Raw genomic sequence first — 12661 nt, 5'->3', positions numbered from 1 at the left:
ATTGGCGCAACCGCGCAGTTTACCCGAGGCCGGCGCGGCGGCCAACGCGGGGGCGGCCGGTTGCCGGACCGGGAGGCGTCAGCGTGCGATGCGGTTGCGGCCGTCGCGCTTGGCCTGGTACAGCAGCGCGTCGACGCGGCCGAGCAGCGCGTCGATGGCATCATGGCGCCCGGCGAACTCGGTGACGCCGATGCTGACCGAGGTGTACAGCTCGCCCTTGGCGGTGGTCACCGGCTGCATGCCGATCAGCTGGCAGATGCGCTGCAGCGGCACCATCGCGTCGTCGGCGCCGGCGTCCGGAAAGATGATCATGAATTCCTCGCCGCCCCAGCGGTAGACGCGGTCGATGACGCGCACGCTGTCCTGCATCAGCACGGCGACGGCGCGCAGCACCTCGTCGCCGGTCTGGTGGCCGTAGCTGTCGTTGATGCGCTTGAAGTGGTCGATGTCCAGCAGCGCCAGTGCAAAGCGGCGGCCGCGGCGGGTGGCGCGCTCCTGTTCTTCCTGCAGCCGGATGTAGAAGGCGTGGCGGTTGCCAAGGCCGGTCAGGCTGTCGCTGTAGGCCATGGTTTCCAGCTGCTTCTGCACCTCGCGCAGCGCGCGGGTGCGCTCGGCGACGCGCTGTTCCAGCGTGTGGTTGACGTCGTCCAGCTGCTGGATCACCAGTCCGATGCAGTGCGGCGCCAGCCCCACCGACAGGATCATCAGCGACAGCGCGACGTAGCTCAGGCTGTGTTCGTAGGCCAGCTGCGGCCCCAGTTCGCTCAGCAACAGCAACAGGCTGGCGAGGGTGAGCAGCGCCACCGCGATGCTGGAGCCGACGATGCGGTAGCGGATGGCGACATAGATCAGCGTCAGCCCCAGCAGCCAGATCAGCCACGGGTGCATGCCCTGCGCCAGCAGCAGCGGCAGCGCCACCAGCGCCGCGATTTTCAGCGTCAGGCCGGCCAGCCGTGGCCACGGCACCTCGCGCAGTACCAGGTACAGCGGGGTGACCACGAACAGGCCGAGGCAGTCGCCGGAGGTCATCATCGCCAGTCCGGCCAGATGGCCCTGCGCGGTAGCCGGCGCGCCGAGGGCGTGGTTGATCAGGTACATCGCCCAGGTGGTCAGCAGCGGCGGCAGCAGGCACACGCGCCAGAAGAAGCGTTGCAGGCCGCCGACATCGTGCAGCAGGCGCCGCGGCGCGCCGCAGCCGCGCCACGCCAGCCAGCTTTGCAGGCTGTCGAACGGCGCCAGCAGCAGCCCGGCCAGCAGCGCGGTGCCCCAGCTGCCGCCGAAGTACAGCCAGCCACCGGCATTGGCGATGGCGCTGGACAGCAGCACCAGTGGCAGGCCGCGCCGGCCGGCCAGCAGCAGCATGATCAGGCCGATGCCGGACGGCAGCCATACCACGGTGAGCGAGGACGGCGGTTTCGCCGCCAGCCACATGCCCAGCCAGGCCAGGCTCACGTAGAGCGGGACCAGTAACAGCGCGTGGTGGTAGCGGGGAGTGGTGGTCATGGCAGGCCCGGGCAGGGATGGCGGCTGGTTGCGGCAGGCGGTCGCTGCCGCCTGCTGTTGCAACAATTATCAGCCGATAACCCTGCGCCGACCAAGGGCTAAATTTGATCCGCATCAGCCGGACGCCAACTGGCGTTGCGGCGGCGGCCAAGGTTGGCCGCAAAAAAAACGGCGACCATGCGGTCGCCGTTTTTGCATGCGCTAGGCCACGAACTCAGGCGGTGAGCTGCAGCAGCTCGGCAAACGCCTTTTCGAACAGCGCGAGGCCGTCCTGCTGCAGCTGCTCGCCGACGGCGTCGAAGTCGATGCCGGCCGCCTTTGCCGCGGCCAGCGTGGCCAGCGCCGCATCGCCGTCGGCGGCCAGCGTGGCGGCGGCATGGCCGTGGTCGCGGAACAGCGCCAGCGTGGCGTCCGGCACGGTGTTGACGGTGTCGGCGCCGATCAGGCTCTCCACGTACAGCACGTCGGAGTAGGCCGCGTTCTTGGTGCCGGTGGACGCCCACAGCAGGAACTGCGGCCGCGCGCCGGCGGCGTGCAGCGCGGCGAATTCGGCACCGTGGAAACGCTGCAGGTAGCGCCGGTAGGCGGCCTTGGCCAGCGCGATCGCGGCCTTGCCCTGCAGCGGCGCCGGCAGTTGCGCATCCAGCAGGCTGTCGACGCGCGACAGGAAGAAGCTGGCCACCGCCTTGACGTGGCGCAGTGGCTGGCCGGCAGCGTGGCGGGCGCTGAGGCCGGCGATATAGGCGTCCCACACCGCCTCGACCTGTTTCAGCGAGAACAGCAGCGTGATGTTGACGTTGATGCCCTCGGCGGTCAGCTGGCGGAAGGCGGCGATGCCTGGCGGCGTGGCCGGGATCTTGATCATCGCGTTCGGGCGGTCGATCGCGACCCACAGCCGGCGTGCGGCGGCGAGGGTGCCGGCTTCGTCGTGCGCCAGCGCCGGCGACACTTCCAGCGACACGTAGCCGTCGTCGCCGGCGGTGGTCTGGTATTGCGGCAGGGTGAGGTCGCAGGCGGCCCGGATGTCGGCGATGACCAGGGTTTCGTAGCGCTGTTCGGCGCTCAGCGTGGCGTCGCTTTTCAGCTGCGCCAGCTCGTCGCGGTAGCGCGGGTCGGTGCTGATCGCCTTGTGGAAGATGGCCGGGTTGGAGGTGACGCCGGCGATGCCGTCGTCGGCCAGCAAGCGGGCCAGTTCGCCGCTGGCGATCAGTTCGCGCGACAGGTTGTCCAGCCAGAGACGCTGGCCGAAGGGGCGGATGGCTTGTAGACGATTCATGGTGCGGGTCCCGGTATTGGTTTCATTTTTGGCACCCCATCGTAGCGTGCGCCCGCGCTGAAGCAAAGAGACTACAGCGCGGCGGCTTCAGCTCGCCGCCAGTACATCGGCGACTACGTGCCGCGCGGCGACCGGATGGCACGGCCGCTGCCGGTGGCTCATTCGCGGGCGGCCAGCTGTTCGGCGTTGAAGATCACGCTGAAGCAGCTGCCCTTGTCCGGCTCGCTGTGCACTTCCAGCCGCGCCTGGTGGCGCGCCAGCACGTGCTTGACGATGGCGAGGCCGAGGCCGGTGCCGCCGTTGCCGCGCGAGCGGCCGCGGTCGACGCGGTAGAAGCGCTCGGTCAGCCGCGGCAGGTGTTCGCGCGGGATGCCGATGCCGGTATCGCTGACGCTGAACACGGCGCGGCCCTCGTCCTGTTCCTGCCAGGCGAGGGTGATGCTGCCGCCTTCCGGGGTGTAGCGCACCGCGTTGGACACCAGGTTGCCGAACGCCGAGTGCAGCTCCTGCACGTTGCCGCGCAGCCAGCGGCGGCAGCGGTTGTCCAGCGTGATCTGGTGGCGGCCCTGCGACAGGCCTTCGGCTTCCACCATCAGCGTGTCCAGCAGCTGGTCCATGTTCACCGTTTCCTGCTGCATGCTGCGCGGGCTGTTCTCGATGCGCGACAGCGTCAGCAGGTCCTCGACCAGGCTCTGCATCCGTCGCGACTGTTCCAGCATCAGCGCCAGGAACTGGCGCAGGGTGGCGTCGTCGACCTCCGGCATGTCGGACAGCGTCTCCAGGAAACCGCCGACCACGGTCAGCGGCGTACGCAGCTCGTGCGACACGTTGGCGACGAAGTCGCGGTGCACGGTCTGCACCCGCTCCAGCTGGGTGATGTCGCGCGACAGCAGCAGCTTGCGGGTGATGTCGAACGGCACCAGCTGGATGGACAGCACGCGCTCGTCCGGGGTCGGGCTGTGCAGGATCAGCGGCTGGCTGTAGCTCTGCGCCGCCATATAGGTGTGGAACGAGGGCTGGCGCACCAGGTTGAGGATCTGGTTGCCGACATCGGCCTTCGGGTCCAGCCCGAAGTGTTCGACGCCGACCGGGTTGACCCACTCGATGCGGTCGTACTCGTCGAGCACCACCACGCCGTCCGGCATCGCCTCGCCGGCGTTGATGAAGCGGTCGAGGATGCTGGCCAGCTTGCGCTTGCTCTGCTTCTGCTTGCGCGCCTGGCGGTACAGCGCCATGAACGCGTTGTGCCAGATGCCGTAGCCTTCCGGAATGCGCCCGGGGGCCGGCCGCTCCAGCCAGCGCAGCAGCAGCCCGATATGGTGCAGGTGGAAACCCAGCCACAGCAGCAGCTGGCCGCACAGCACCAGCAGCCCGATCTCCGGGCCGTAGATCAGCGAAAAGCCGAAAGCGATGCTGCTGATGGCGAACAGCCAGCCCAGCGAACGCCGCGCAAAGTCAGTCAATGGTCTACCCCTGTGCCGAGAAACGGTAGCCGGTGCCGCGCACGGTCTGGATCAGCGCGTCATGGCCGGTGGCCTCCAGCGCGCTGCGCAGGCGGCGGATGTGCACGTCGACGGTGCGCTCCTCGACGAAGATGTGGTCGCCCCACACCTGGTCCAAGAGCTGGGTGCGCGAGTGCACGCGTTCGGCGTGGGTCATGAAGAAGTGCAGCAGGCGGAATTCGGTGGGGCCGAGGTCGATGGTGTCGCCGTTGCCCTGCACGCGGTGGGTGGCCGGATCCAGGCGCAGCCCTTTCACTTCGACCGCGTCGTCGGTCATCTGCGGCGCGCGGCGGCGCAGCACCGCCTTGATGCGCGCCAGCATCTCACGCGGCGAGAACGGCTTGGTGATGTAGTCGTCGGCGCCGGCTTCCAGCCCCTGCACCTTGTCCTGCTCTTCGGAGCGGGCGGTGAGCATGATGATCGGGATCTGGCGCGTGCGCTCATCGCCGCGCAGCTTGCGCGCGATCTCGACGCCGGAGGCACCCGGCAGCATCCAGTCCAGCAGGATCAGGTCGGGTAGGGCGTTCTTCACCAGCATCAGCGCCGCTTCGGCGGTACTGGCGCGCAGCACGTGATGGCCGGCCTGGGTCAGGTTGAAGGCAATCAGTTCCTGGATCGCGGGCTCGTCTTCGACAAGCAGGATATTGGCAGCCATGTGGGCATCCTCCCATTGGAAATTATGGCAAGGATAGAAACAGGGCGTTACAGAAATATGACGCTTCATGCTTCCGTCCGCTTCATGCCAACGAAATGGCAGGATATGCCGCTGCTGGCCGGAGAAGCCGCGCGATTATGTCACGAATCGACCGCGGCACCGGTAGTGCTTTAATTTGTTTGTAATTAAGTTTTGTACAAAAATTAATTGTCACGTAGAATGCCGCCTCTCGCGGCGTGCCGTGATGCGCCCAGTCCAATTGTCTGTCACCGACAGATATTCTTGCTTTATCCGCTATTTTGCAGTCTTCTCCAGCGATCTGGACGCTCCCGCGACATCCTGCCACCCAACTTTTGAAGGGAAAGCATGGACAACGTTATCTCCTCCCGTTCCACCACGCTGGCTTGGCCAGTATTCATTCCCAGCCTGCTGCTGATCGGCAGTCTGCTGGCTTGGGCGGTACTGCTGCCGAGCAGTGCCGAGCACACCTTTTTATTGGCGCAGCAGTGGGTGATCCGTCACTTCGGCTGGTTCTATATCCTGGCGGTGGCGATCTTCCTGTTGCTGTTGCTGGCCATTGCGGTCAGTCGCTACGGCGATATCCGGCTGGGGCCGGATGAATCGCGGCCGGAATTCTCGTTTACCTCGTGGCTGGCGATGCTGTTCGCAGCCGGCATGGGTATCGGCCTGATGTACTTTGGGGTCGGCGAGCCGATGCTGCACTTCCTCAATCCGCCCACCGCCGCGGTGACACCTGCGGTGGCAGGGCAGGTGGCGATGCTGACCACCTTCCAGCACTGGGGGTTGCACGCGTGGGCGATTTACGGCGTAGTCGGTCTGGTGCTGGCCTATTTTGGTTTCCGTTACCAGCTGCCTCTGACAGTGCGTTCCGGCCTGTATCCGCTGCTGGGTGAGCGCATCAACGGCCCGCTCGGCCATGCGGTGGACGTCTTTGCGCTGGTCGGCACCGTCTTCGGTATCGCCACCACCCTGGGCTATGGCGTGCTGCAAATCAGCGCCGGGCTTGCCACGCTGACCGGACAGGACACCTCGGCGCTGACATTCCAGTTGGGTCTGATCGCGGTGGTGATGCTGTTGGCCGGGCTATCGGTGGCTTCCGGGCTGGACAAGGGGGTGCGCCGTCTGAGCGAACTGAACCTGACGCTGGCCGGACTGCTATTGCTGTTCGTGCTGGTGACCGGGCCGACGCTGTACCTGCTTAACGCCTTCAGCGAAAACATCGGCCAGTACCTGTCCAGCGTAGTGTCGTTGACCTTCCGCACCTTCAGCTACAGCGACAGCGACATGCAAGGCTGGTTTGGCGGCTGGACGCTGCTGTACTGGGCATGGTGGATTTCGTGGTCGCCGTTTGTCGGCATGTTCATTGCCCGTATTTCGCGCGGGCGCACCATCCGCGAATTCATCATCGGCGTACTGCTGGTGCCGTCGCTGTTCAACCTGTTGTGGATGACGGTGTTCGGCAACAGCGCGATCTGGCTGGACAGCCATGTCGCTGCCGGTGTGCTGGGCGCCAGCGCCGGCAATGTCGACGCATTACTGTTCCGTTTCTTTGATTACCTGCCGTACCCGCAGCTGACGTCCGGCGTGGCGGTGCTGCTGGTGGCGGTGTTCTTTGTAACTTCAGCCGATTCCGGGGCGCTGGTACTCAATGCCATCGCCAGCCGTGGTGCGGCGCAGTCGCCGCTGTGGCAGCGCTGTTTCTGGGCGGCGCTGCTGGGGCTAACGGCGGCGGTACTGCTTGCCGCTGGCGGGCTGAAGGCCTTGCAGGCGATGACGCTGATCAGTGCACTGCCGTTTGCCGCCATCATGCTGTTGCTGTGCTACGGGCTGCTGCGCGGTTTGCGTGCCGACCGTCATCACGCCACACAAGCACTGGCACCGGCAACGTCGTTCTGGAGTGGCCACCACTGGCGACAGCGCCTGGCGGTGATGCTGAACCAGCCGCAGGCGGCCGAGGTGCAGCAGTTTATCGATGACACGGTGCAGCCGGCACTGCAGGCGGTGGCGGCGGAAATGGCCACCCGCGGCGTGACGGCAGAGGTCACGCGCGATGCCGTCAGCGGGACCGTGCAGCTGAGTATCCCGCAGCCGTCACTCCGCGACTTCGTCTACGGCGTGCGCTGTGTGGAGCAGGCGACACCGGCCTTTGTCCTGCGCGATGTGGCGCTGCCAGCCGGACAGCGTTTGTACAGCTATCAACCGATGACATTTTTTGTGGATGGTCGCGAGGGCTACAGCATCGAATACCTGCAGCAGCAGGAGGTCATTGCCGACGTGCTGAAGCAGTACCAGCGTTATCTGGTGTTACTGCATGACGAGCAGGCGCGTCTGCTCAGTGCGGCACCGGCGCACGGCTGAGGCAGCAAAAAGGTTGGCCGCAAGCATGCTTGCGGCCAACCTTTTATTGAGTGGCAACTGATCGGCGATTCAGTGGTTTACCACCACCAGAACAGCCAGCCCCAGGCGCTGTCGATCCACAGCAGCGCGGCGCAGAACGGCAGCAGCGCCAGCGCCTGCCGCAGCCGGCTGCGATGCCAGCTGGCGCCGATGCGCGCCGCCAGCCACAGCGACCAGCCATTGGCGCCCAGCAACAGCAGCAGCCGCGCGTCGTTGACCCATGGCCACACGATGTGCTCGCTGCGCAGCAGGCTGAGGGTGACGGTGGTGAGGCCGAGGAACACGCCGCAACCGGCCAGCGGGATCAGCGCCTGCACCAGGTGGTGAAAGCGCTGCCGCTGCCAGCCGTGGCAGGCGACCGCCGCCGCCAGCAGCAGGCTGCACAGCCCGCCCAGCGCGAGGGCGGTGACGGCGATGTAGGCCAGCAGCAGGCCGCCGTCCAGCCAGCTGAACACGTCGTTGCGCAGCGGGTAGTTGGTCAGCAGCCACCACGGCGCGTCGGCGTCCAGCGGCCACAGCAGGTCGCGCTCGATCAGCCACTCCGCCAGCGCGGTGCGCAGGGTGACGAACCACGGGCTGGCGCTCCAGTGGAAGGCGCCGATGGCGACGCCGAGCAGGCCGAACAGGATCAGCGCGCTCTGCCAGCCGTCCGCGTCGCGCGCGCCGAGGCGCACCACCTCGTCGGCCGGCGAACGGGCGCTGAGCGTCACCGCGTCGCGGTGGCCGCTGCAGCGGCCGCACATGTGACAGCCGCTGGCGCCTTCCATCTGCCGGACCGGCAGCAGTGGTGCACAGTCCACCGCCTTGATCGGCAGCACGCGCTTGTGCGCCAGCGACGCCTGCCACGCCTCTTCGTTGACGCGGAAATGCAGCGGCGCCAGCTTGGCCAGCAGCGCGAACACGCCGTTGACCGGGCACAGGTAGCGGCACCAGGCGCGCTTGCCGCGGGTGTAGTAGTAGCCGACCCACACCGCGGCGACGGTGGAGCCGCCCAGCACCAGCAGCACCGCCTGCGGATACTGGTAGACGCTGACCATCTGCCCGTACACCGTGGTCAGCACGAAGGCGGTGAACGGCCAGCCCGGCCAGCGCAGCCAGCGCGGAATCGGCCGTGCCTTGCCGTGCCGTGCCGCCCATTCCGACAGCGCACCCTCCGGACACAGCACGCCGCACCACAGCCGGCCGAACAGCACCATCGACAGCAGCACGAATGGCCACCAGATGCCCCAGAACGCAAACTGTGCGATCAGGGTGATGTGGTTCCACAGGTGTGCGGTTTCGTCCGGCAGCGGCGTCAGCACCGGCAGCACGATCAATAACAGGTACACCGCCACCACCAGCCACTGCAGGCGGCGGATCAGCGGCGCGTGCCGCTGCAGGCCATCGCCGACCCGCGCCAGCCACGGTCGCGTGGCGGCTGCCGTGCTGCAATCGTGCAGTTTCATGCGGCCAACCTTGTCGCCACGCGGTGGCTGCGCCAGCGCATCAGCGCCAGCACCGCCAGCCAGTAGCCGGCGTAGGCCAGCAGCGTCATCAGCGCCGGGTGCGCGCGGTAGCCGGTCAGCGCCGACACCACGCCGCCGCTGGCGCTCATGTCGTCCAGCAGCGCCGAGCTGTCCCACAGCGGATCGACCAGTGCCGGCAGGATGTCCAGCGAGATCAGCTTGTCGATGCCGCTGGTGAACAGTGCCGCCGCCAGCAACAGCAGCATGATTTCGGTGGCGCGAAAGAACAGTCGCCACGACAGGTAGCGCCCACCCAGCTGCAGCAGCCAGAACGACAGCAGCGCCAACAGGAAGCCGGCGACCCCGGCCAGCAGCAGCGGCCACAGCGCGGTGCCCTCGCTACCGGACAACGTGCCGTACAGGAAGACCACGGTCTCGCTGCCTTCGCGGCCGACCGCCAGCGCCACCAGCAGCAGGATGCCCCAGCCGTTATTGCGCGCGCGGCTGGCGGCAAGGCCGGCCTCCAGCTCGCGTTTCAGGCTGCGGCCGTGCTCGCGCATCCACAACACCATGTGCACGATCAGCGCCGCGGCGCTGAACACCATCGCCGCCTGGAACAGCTCTTGGTAGCTGCCGAACACCTCGCTGGCGGCAAACAGGCCCAGTGCCAGCAGCGCCGCCAGCAGCAGCCCGGCCAGTACCCCGCCCCACAGCCAGCGCTTGCCGCCGGCGGCCGGGTTTTGCGACAGCCACGCGTGCAGGATGCCGATCACCAGCATCGCTTCCACGCTCTCGCGCCAGACGATAAACAACACCTGTTCCATCGCGCCCGCTCCTTACTTCACGACCAGCACGCCCTGTGCCGTCGCCATGTGGAATTCGTCGAAAAACTTGTACTCGCCGGCGCTGAGCGGGTTGAACACCACGAAACTCTGCGCGCCGGGGGCCAGTACCTTTTCCTTGCGCAGCTGCAGGCTTTCGAACTCCACCGGCGTCTTGCCGCGATTGAAGATCTCGATCTTGAAGCGCTTGCCGGCCGGCACCAGCAGCCGTGCCGGCTTCAGCTGGCCGTCGTTCAGTTCCAGCCGGAACACCGGCAATTCCTCGGCGTGGGCGGTGCCGGCCAGCAGCAGGGCCAGCAGTGGCAGGATATGGCGTGCACGCATGGAGTGCTCCTGTGGGGGGGTGGGCTGCGGCCGGGGTGCGGCCGCAGCGGGTGCGGCTTAGTAGCCGCCCTTCTTGCCGATGCCGGCGTAGGTGAATTCGTAGTTCAGCTCGATCGGCTGGAACCACGGCGCGACGCCGGTTTCCTTGTCGACATGACGGCCGAAGTGGGCGTGCGGGTTCATGCTCGGCGGCAGGATGGTGTACTTCAGCTTGTACTTGCCCGGGCCTTGCAGCTTGATGTTGTCGCCGTAGTGCGGGCCGTCGGAGGCCACCATCGGCATGAAGTCGCCCTTGACCACGTCCTTGCCGCCGACCTTGCTGATTTCGTACTTGATCAGCAGGTACGGCACCCAGTCGCCCTCGGCCAGGCCGTTCTTGTTGCTGGCGGTGGCGTGGATGTCGGCTTCGAGGTGGATGTCGGACTGTTCCGCCTTGCGCATCATGCCGTCCGGTTCCATTTTCACCGGCTGCAGGTAGACGGCGGCGATCTCCATGCCGCCTTTCAGCTGCGGCTTGCCGATCGGGTATTCCAGCGCCTGGGCCGACAGGCTGAGGCCAAGCAGCACGGGCAGGGCCAGCGCCGGGATCATGCTTTTTTTCATCACGGGTTCCTTTGCGGAGGGGGCGCCATTAGAGCAGCGCGAATCTTAATAAAAACTTAAATGCGAACCTTTACTGTTGCCGGCAAGCCACAGCGGCAGGCAAGGTTGGCCGCAAGCCGCAAGCCGCAAGCCGCAAGCCGCAACGTCAGCCGTGGCGGCGCGCGCGTGAGGGGCAGGCTGCGGCGGCATGACTACAAAGAAGAATGCTTCGTATTGTCGTCAGCAGGCAGCGGCAGCGGATTGATCTGGATTAAGGGCTGGCGAGATAAGGCGGTGTGCTGAGGGGAAGGATGGCGATCGCACGCGGTGGCGGGGGCAGGGTGACGCAGGTACGCGCGCGCGGCGCAAAAAAAAACGCCTGTCCGGTGAGGGACAGGCGACTAAGGGTCGGTTTGCGGCCACTCGGGCCACAAACACAAAGACCAGGGACAAAGAGATCACCAGAACAGTTCAAAGATGCCAGGGACACCGACACCCTCATACGTATCCAGAAGTCGACAGCCTCGGGCGCGGACCCGCTACTGCCAACACGGGGCGAATTGTACGTGGCTTGTTGCCCCCCGATAACAGGTAATCAAAGGTTTTATTGTCGATGTTCTTTGTATACAATTTATTTTTGGCAAATTTACTTTCGAATCCAAAGCATGGACAAGTTTGATCGCAAAATCATTGCTGCACTGCATGAAAACGCCCGTCTCAGCTACGCCGAACTGGCGCGCCGCGTCAGCCTGTCGGCACCGGCTGTTGCCGAAAGAGTGGAAAAACTGGAGCGTTCCGGTGTCATTACCGGATATCGGGCAATAATCAACCCGGAAAAGCTGGGCTACCCGATCCAGTGCCTGATCGAGCTGACGGTGAAAAACCTGGAATACTACGGTGTGCTGGAGACGCTGAAGACGATGCCGGAGATCACCGAGTGCTACTCGATCACCGGCAGCAGCGGGCTGATGATCAAGGTGGCGGTCGACAATATGGCCACCCTGCAGCAGGTGATCGCGCGGCTGATGCAGTACGGCGACACCAAGACCTCGATCGTGATCGACGTGCCGGTCGGTGCGCGGATGCCGGGCTGGCGCGACGACGAGTAAGCGCCAGCGCCACGGCGGGCGAGTCGGGAAGCCGGCGTCCATGGGCCGCCGGTCGGTATTGCCGTCAGCGCCGCAGCATCCGCCACAGGCCGAGGATGGCCAGCAGCCACCGCAGCCAGCGCCGCAGCCGGCCCTGACGCAGCAGCAACAGCAGGCCGCTGCCGGCGGAGGCGCCGAACAGGCTGACGCCCTGGCGCAGCAGGTGCGCCGGCTGGCGCCAGCGTTCGGCTTCCAGCACCAGCTGCATGCGCAGCAATTCCCCCTTCAGCAGCAGCAACTGCTTGCGTTCTTCGCGTTGCGCTCGCGTCATGGCAGCTCCTTGCCGGACAGGGCCTGCCAGTCCTTGCGCAGCTCCTGCAGCGTGCTGGCGAATGCCGCCGGGGCGCGTTCCGCACGGCGCCGCAGCGCCAGCAGCAGGCCGATGCCGCTGCCAGCCAGCAGCAGTGCCAGCGCGCCCATCACCGTGGCGCGCCACGCCGCCGGCGTCACCAGCGCCACGAACAGCAGCAGCGCGATCAGCGCCGCCAGCAGCAGCAATACCGCCAGCCCCGCCAGCATGGTCTGCAGCAGCAGCCGTTCCTGTTGCTCCTGCCACTCCAGCCGCGCCAGCTCGGCGCGGTTGAACAGCAGCGCGCCCAGCCCGTGCAGCAGCGAGGCGAGGCTACCCAGGCGCGGGGTATCAGCCATCAGCGGCGCGACACCAGCAGCCCGAGCAGGAAGGCGATGGCGGCGGCGATGCCGATCGCTTTCCACGGGTGTTCATGCACGTAGTTGTCGGTGACCTTGGCCGCGGCCCGGGCTTTTGCCACCGTCGCCTTTTCCGCGTCCAGCAGCCGTTCCTTGGCCAGCTTCAGGTTGGCGCTGAGCTTGTTGCGCAGTTCCAGCGCCTTGGCGCCGCCTTCCTCGCCGGCACTGGCCAGCAGCTCCTCGGTATGGTTGAGCACGCTGCGCACATCGGCCAGCAGTTTTTCTTTCTCGGCGTTAAGGAATTGATCTGGCATGACT

Annotated in this window: 13 protein-coding genes; 2 read left to right on the top strand and 11 right to left on the bottom strand. The window is 66.2% G+C overall.

Annotated elements, in window-relative coordinates:
• Positions 1-78: 78 nt before the first annotated feature.
• The 4 genes from C8E02_RS07510 to phoB all read right to left on the bottom strand — a co-directional run bounded on the left by C8E02_RS07510 (position 79) and on the right by phoB (position 4936).
• A complete protein-coding gene (locus tag C8E02_RS07510) occupies positions 79-1503 on the bottom strand; it encodes a sensor domain-containing diguanylate cyclase (RefSeq protein ID WP_120810307.1) in 1425 nt (474 codons plus the stop codon).
• A gap of 214 nt (positions 1504-1717) precedes the next feature.
• Positions 1718-2779, bottom strand: coding sequence for a transaldolase (gene tal, locus C8E02_RS07505; protein ID WP_120810306.1), 1062 nt, complete (start codon positions 2777-2779; stop codon positions 1718-1720).
• Between the two features lie 158 nt (positions 2780-2937).
• Positions 2938-4242: a phosphate regulon sensor histidine kinase PhoR gene (phoR, locus tag C8E02_RS07500; protein ID WP_120810305.1), complete on the bottom strand. Its 1305-nt coding sequence runs from the start codon at positions 4240-4242 to the stop codon at positions 2938-2940.
• Between the two features lie 4 nt (positions 4243-4246).
• The gene (gene phoB, locus C8E02_RS07495) at positions 4247-4936 is read right to left on the bottom strand and encodes a phosphate regulon transcriptional regulator PhoB (protein WP_047965829.1); all 690 of its coding nucleotides are present in this window, start codon (positions 4934-4936) and stop codon (positions 4247-4249) included.
• Between the two features lie 366 nt (positions 4937-5302).
• Between phoB and C8E02_RS07490 the strand changes: the two genes are divergently transcribed.
• Positions 5303-7315: a BCCT family transporter gene (locus tag C8E02_RS07490; RefSeq protein WP_120810304.1), complete on the top strand. Its 2013-nt coding sequence runs from the start codon at positions 5303-5305 to the stop codon at positions 7313-7315.
• A 77-nt stretch (positions 7316-7392) separates the two neighbouring features.
• Here the strand turns inward: C8E02_RS07490 and C8E02_RS07485 are convergent, their stop codons facing one another.
• From C8E02_RS07485 to C8E02_RS07470, 4 genes are read right to left on the bottom strand one after another with little or no spacing between them, the layout of a single operon-like run.
• Positions 7393-8799, bottom strand: a complete 1407-nt coding sequence (locus C8E02_RS07485) for a 4Fe-4S binding protein (RefSeq protein WP_120810303.1) — start codon at positions 8797-8799, stop codon at positions 7393-7395.
• On the bottom strand, positions 8796-9623 hold the full coding sequence (locus C8E02_RS07480; protein WP_120810302.1) for an FTR1 family iron permease: 828 nt from the start codon (positions 9621-9623) through the stop codon (positions 8796-8798). Before C8E02_RS07480 ends, C8E02_RS07485 begins: the two co-directional genes overlap by 4 nt.
• A gap of 12 nt (positions 9624-9635) precedes the next feature.
• Positions 9636-9965, bottom strand: coding sequence for a cupredoxin domain-containing protein (locus C8E02_RS07475; protein WP_120810301.1), 330 nt, complete (start codon positions 9963-9965; stop codon positions 9636-9638).
• A 57-nt stretch (positions 9966-10022) separates the two neighbouring features.
• Positions 10023-10568, bottom strand: coding sequence for an iron transporter (locus C8E02_RS07470; RefSeq protein WP_245961096.1), 546 nt, complete (start codon positions 10566-10568; stop codon positions 10023-10025).
• Positions 10569-11212: 644 nt separating this feature from the next.
• Between C8E02_RS07470 and C8E02_RS07465 the strand changes: the two genes are divergently transcribed.
• On the top strand, positions 11213-11656 hold the full coding sequence (locus C8E02_RS07465) for an Lrp/AsnC family transcriptional regulator (RefSeq protein WP_047965834.1): 444 nt from the start codon (positions 11213-11215) through the stop codon (positions 11654-11656).
• A 64-nt stretch (positions 11657-11720) separates the two neighbouring features.
• Here the strand turns inward: C8E02_RS07465 and C8E02_RS07460 are convergent, their stop codons facing one another.
• Genes C8E02_RS07460 through C8E02_RS07450 form a run of 3 tightly spaced genes read right to left on the bottom strand, consistent with a single transcriptional unit; the run spans position 11721 to position 12657 of the window.
• Positions 11721-11966 carry a hypothetical protein gene (locus C8E02_RS07460; protein WP_120810300.1) on the bottom strand — a complete coding sequence of 82 codons (246 nt, stop codon included), beginning with the start codon at positions 11964-11966 and terminating at the stop codon, positions 11721-11723.
• A complete protein-coding gene (locus tag C8E02_RS07455) occupies positions 11963-12343 on the bottom strand; it encodes a phage holin family protein (protein ID WP_047965836.1) in 381 nt (126 codons plus the stop codon). Before C8E02_RS07455 ends, C8E02_RS07460 begins: the two co-directional genes overlap by 4 nt.
• On the bottom strand, positions 12343-12657 hold the full coding sequence (locus tag C8E02_RS07450) for an ElaB/YgaM/YqjD family protein (RefSeq protein WP_047965837.1): 315 nt from the start codon (positions 12655-12657) through the stop codon (positions 12343-12345). Before C8E02_RS07450 ends, C8E02_RS07455 begins: the two co-directional genes overlap by 1 nt.
• Positions 12658-12661: the final 4 nt, after the last annotated feature.

The organism is Vogesella indigofera (assembly GCF_003633895.1).
GTDB lineage: Bacteria > Pseudomonadota > Gammaproteobacteria > Burkholderiales > Chromobacteriaceae > Vogesella > Vogesella indigofera.
The sequence above is the reverse complement of the archived record's forward strand: the minus strand, read 5'-3'. Positions and strand labels throughout refer to the sequence as shown.

What these genes read in the sequence shown, in the direction of transcription:
- tal (WP_120810306.1), bottom strand. Translation starts at nt 2,779, where the DNA reads ATGAATCGTCTACAAGCCATCCGCCCCTTCGGCCAGCGTCTCTGGCTG.
- C8E02_RS07490 (WP_120810304.1), top strand. Translation starts at nt 5,303, where the DNA reads ATGGACAACGTTATCTCCTCCCGTTCCACCACGCTGGCTTGGCCAGTA.
- phoB (WP_047965829.1), bottom strand. Translation starts at nt 4,936, where the DNA reads ATGGCTGCCAATATCCTGCTTGTCGAAGACGAGCCCGCGATCCAGGAA.
- C8E02_RS07460 (WP_120810300.1), bottom strand. Translation starts at nt 11,966, where the DNA reads ATGACGCGAGCGCAACGCGAAGAACGCAAGCAGTTGCTGCTGCTGAAG.
- C8E02_RS07455 (WP_047965836.1), bottom strand. Translation starts at nt 12,343, where the DNA reads ATGGCTGATACCCCGCGCCTGGGTAGCCTCGCCTCGCTGCTGCACGGG.
- C8E02_RS07470 (WP_245961096.1), bottom strand. Translation starts at nt 10,568, where the DNA reads ATGAAAAAAAGCATGATCCCGGCGCTGGCCCTGCCCGTGCTGCTTGGC.
- C8E02_RS07510 (WP_120810307.1), bottom strand. Translation starts at nt 1,503, where the DNA reads ATGACCACCACTCCCCGCTACCACCACGCGCTGTTACTGGTCCCGCTC.
- C8E02_RS07475 (WP_120810301.1), bottom strand. Translation starts at nt 9,965, where the DNA reads ATGCGTGCACGCCATATCCTGCCACTGCTGGCCCTGCTGCTGGCCGGC.
- C8E02_RS07450 (WP_047965837.1), bottom strand. Translation starts at nt 12,657, where the DNA reads ATGCCAGATCAATTCCTTAACGCCGAGAAAGAAAAACTGCTGGCCGAT.
- C8E02_RS07465 (WP_047965834.1), top strand. Translation starts at nt 11,213, where the DNA reads ATGGACAAGTTTGATCGCAAAATCATTGCTGCACTGCATGAAAACGCC.
- C8E02_RS07480 (WP_120810302.1), bottom strand. Translation starts at nt 9,623, where the DNA reads ATGGAACAGGTGTTGTTTATCGTCTGGCGCGAGAGCGTGGAAGCGATG.
- C8E02_RS07485 (WP_120810303.1), bottom strand. Translation starts at nt 8,799, where the DNA reads ATGAAACTGCACGATTGCAGCACGGCAGCCGCCACGCGACCGTGGCTG.